Below are 3,352 nucleotides of genomic sequence, written 5' to 3'. Positions count from 1 at the left end.
CGTCGAGGAACGCGACGAGCTCCTCCCGCGCGTTCTCCAGTCCGGTGTGGACCGCGGCGCCGTAGCCGCGGCGGGGTTCGACCACCACCCGGGCACCGTGCGCCTCGGCGACGGCGGCGGTGTCGTCGGTGGAACCGTTGTCGACGACCAGGACCGGCCACCCCGCGGGCAGGGCGGCGAGCACTCCGGGCAGCGCCTCGGCCTCGTCGAGGCACGGCAGGACGATCTCAGGACGGTGCACACCCTGATCTTCGGTGCCGAGAGGCCTGTCGGATCGGTCTCGGGTGCTTACCGATCGGTGACGTCCGTACCCGATCCGGTCACGGCAGGGCCGGCGCGCAGGGGGTCCGTGGCGAAGGCCCGCACCCCGTCGGCGAAGGCCACCTCCGCCCGGAACCCCAGCCGTTCCCGGGCCAGCGCCGGGTCGGCCACGACGTGTCGCACGTCCCCCGCCCTCGCCCCGCCCACGATCTCCGGCTCCGGGCCGCCCATCGCCCTGGCCAGCTCCACCGCCAGGTCGCCGACGGTGTGCGGCTCACCCGAGCACACGTTCACCGCCGCGAACCCCTCCACCGGCGTGGTCAACGCGGCGAGGTTCGCCGCCGCGACGTCCGTGACGTGCACGAAGTCCCGCCGCTGCCGCCCGTCCTCCATCACCCGCGGGGCCCGACCCCGCTCGAGCGCCGACCGGAAGATCGACGCCACTCCCGCGTAGGGCGTGCCGAAGGGCATCCGCGGGCCGTAGACGTTGTGGTAGCGCAGCGACCACACCGACCCCCCGGTCTGTCGCGCCCACGCGCTCGCCAGGTGCTCCTGGGCCAGCTTCGTCGCCGCGTAGGTGCTCCGGGGGTCGAGTGGCGCGTCCTCGGGCACCAGCCCCGGGACGAGCTCGCGGCCGCACCGCGGGCACCGCGGCTCGAAGATCCCGGCGTCGATGTCCGCGACGGCGCGCGGACCGGGCCGGACGACACCGTGCTCGGCGCAGTCGTAGCGGCCCTCGCCGTAGACGACCATCGATCCCGCAAGCACCAACCGGTCCACGCCGGCCCGATACATCTCGGCCAACAGCACGGCGGTGCCGAGGTCGTTCTGTGCGGCGTAGTCGGGGGCGTCGAACGGGTCGACGCCGTGCCCGACCATGGCCGCCTGGTGACACACCGCGTCGACCCCGGCGAGCAGCGGCGCCAGCACCTCGCGGTCACCGACCGACCCTCGGACGAACTCGCCCGAGACCCAGTCCGGGACCTCCGCACCGTGGGCCTGGGGCAGCAACGCGTCGAGCACCACCGGCTCATGCCCCTGCGCCACAAGGAGATCCACGACATGAGACCCGATGAACCCGGCTCCCCCGGTGACCAGTACCCGCATCGGGGGACCGTAGCAACGTGCGCCTGGTCGGCAGTCGCGAGGCGACTCGTCGCAGTTCCCTACGAGGTCGTCCCCGCCACTCCCCACGCCGACCAGCGCTCGTCGAGCGCGGCGAAGGCCTCCTCCGACAGCCCGTAGGTAGTCAGGATGGCCATGGCCGAGCCCTTCAGAGCCCGCTCGGAGGGCGGGAGCCCGGCGACGACGAGCAGCCCGTCCCCCCACCCGTCGACGGTGAGGCCGAGCTGGTGAGCAGACCGGAACCAGACCCGGCCCGTCAGCTCCTCGCCCTGCAGGGTCAGCGCGTACGGGTCGCCGGGCGCCGCGGTGACGAGGTCCACGGGCACGCACTCGTCCCGCGAGTGGAACAGCGTGCGGCGCACGTCGGCGGGGTGCCGGTCGAGGGCGAAGGCGAGCTGGTGCAGGAAGGAGATCCAGCCCTCGGTGACGTCGTCGTAGTAGGCGTCCCACTCCGGGTTCCCACCCAGTGGTGCCCGGGTCAGCACGATCCGGGCCCCCTCGCCCGCGGGGAGCACGTCGAAGCGGTCCCCGTCCCCGAGGACCAGGGAGCGCCCCGGCACCTCCTCGACGACACCGGTGAAGAAGATCGTGTCGATCTCCGCCCCCAGGTCGTCGTACTGCCAGCCGTGCCACTGGTGCACCAGGTCGCGGTCCCGCAGCGCCGCCCATGCCCGCTCGGGCGGGGCCGACACCGTCACCTCGATGCGCGGCGTCGAGCCTGTCGGTTCGGTCATGTCCGATCCCCTGTCTCCTCGATCCCCCGGACCGGCGCCGGGCCGGGATGTCCGCCGACGAGCACGCGGTACCGACGCCCACCCGGTACGTCGAACCGGTCGGCGAGCTCCCGCAGCGCCGCAGTGAGCTCGTCGGTGAAGCGATGGACGTCGGCGGGCTCCGCGAAGCCCAGCTCGGCCTCCACGGTGAAGGTGAGCAGCCGCTTGCCGGTGGCCTCGGCGCCCGCCTGCATCCGGGCGACGTCCCGCACGGTTCCCGCGGCGACCTCGACCAGGTGTTCCGCGGCGAAGCGATCCTGCTCCCGGACGGCCGGGTCGACGTCTCGGTCCGTCAGCACCGGGTCCACCACCAGACCGGGCCGAGCCCGCACCAGGCGCTCGACGAACCCGCGCCGCCGCTGCTCACCCACCAGCTCCACCAACCCGGCCGCCTCCAGCGCGCGGAGGTGGTAGTTCACGCGCTGCCGGGTCAGTCCGAGCTCCGCGGCGAGCCGGGTCGCCGACGACGGCTCCCCCAGCATCCCTAGCAGGCGGCGCCGCAGCGGGGAGGCCGCGGCAGCGACCTGCCGGGGATCGTCGACGAACGCACCGGCGGCCACGCGGACATACTCGATTAGACAAGAATATCTGTCAAATGAGGGGCGCCGACTTCGCCGAGACGGTGAACGAGGCCGGGGAGGACTGCGTATATCGGGCGAACGCGACAAACCGAGGAGCTACCGTGCGTAGATCGATCCGTCTCACCGCCGTCGTCGCCCTGACGGCGGGGTTGACCCTCGCCGTGGCAGGTACGGCCACCGCCCAGGACACCGAGGTGGCCGAGCCCGCGACCTTCACCAGCATGTTCACCGCCATGGCCACCCCGGACATGGTCGTGAACAACGACGGCGTCGCCACCCCCGGCGAGCCCGGCGCGACCGGCACGTTCCACTACCGGATCAACAGCGACACCGAGGTCATCTGCTACGACATCACCCTCGACGGGGTGACCCCGCCCTACCAGAGCCCGGCGCGCACGGCCACACACATCCACGAGGGGGACGCCGGCAACGCGGGTCCGCCGCGGCTCGCGTTCCCGAACCCCGAGGACACCGGTGACGGCACCCTGCGCAGCGAGGGCTGCCTTCAGGGCCCGTTCACCACCGGGGTGATGCGCGACGGCCAGGACACCGGCGCCGGGTTCACCCTCGACCGGATCGAGGCCGACCCGGCCGCGTTCTTCACCGACACCC

The 3,352-nt window shown here is 73.0% G+C and carries 5 protein-coding genes; 1 reads left to right on the top strand and 4 read right to left on the bottom strand.

Annotated features, from left to right (window positions below):
- From H5J29_RS26140 to H5J29_RS26125, 4 genes are all read right to left on the bottom strand, one after another.
- A partial coding sequence (locus H5J29_RS26140; protein WP_181783674.1) for a glycosyltransferase occupies positions 1-241 on the bottom strand: 241 nt, incomplete at its 3' end.
- A 47-nt stretch (positions 242-288) separates the two neighbouring features.
- Positions 289-1,368: an NAD-dependent epimerase/dehydratase family protein gene (locus H5J29_RS26135; protein ID WP_181783673.1), complete on the bottom strand. Its 1,080-nt coding sequence runs from the start codon at positions 1,366-1,368 to the stop codon at positions 289-291.
- A 59-nt stretch (positions 1,369-1,427) separates the two neighbouring features.
- A complete protein-coding gene (locus H5J29_RS26130) occupies positions 1,428-2,120 on the bottom strand; it encodes an SRPBCC family protein (protein WP_181783672.1) in 693 nt (230 codons plus the stop codon).
- Positions 2,117-2,719, bottom strand: coding sequence for an ArsR/SmtB family transcription factor (locus tag H5J29_RS26125; RefSeq protein ID WP_181783671.1), 603 nt, complete (start codon positions 2,717-2,719; stop codon positions 2,117-2,119). Before H5J29_RS26125 ends, H5J29_RS26130 begins: the two co-directional genes overlap by 4 nt.
- A gap of 122 nt (positions 2,720-2,841) precedes the next feature.
- Between H5J29_RS26125 and H5J29_RS26120 the strand changes: the two genes are divergently transcribed.
- On the top strand, positions 2,842-3,352 hold a 511-nt coding region (locus H5J29_RS26120; protein WP_312858415.1), incomplete at its 3' end, for a CHRD domain-containing protein.

The sequence above is a fragment of the Pseudonocardia pini genome (assembly GCF_013870575.1).
GTDB classification, from domain to species: domain Bacteria; phylum Actinomycetota; class Actinomycetes; order Mycobacteriales; family Pseudonocardiaceae; genus Pseudonocardia; species Pseudonocardia pini.
Note: the sequence above shows the minus strand (reverse complement) of the source record. Positions and strands in the feature narration are given on the sequence as shown.

What these genes read in the sequence shown, in the direction of transcription:
- H5J29_RS26130 (WP_181783672.1), bottom strand. Translation starts at nt 2,120, where the DNA reads ATGACCGAACCGACAGGCTCGACGCCGCGCATCGAGGTGACGGTGTCG.
- H5J29_RS26135 (WP_181783673.1), bottom strand. Translation starts at nt 1,368, where the DNA reads ATGCGGGTACTGGTCACCGGGGGAGCCGGGTTCATCGGGTCTCATGTC.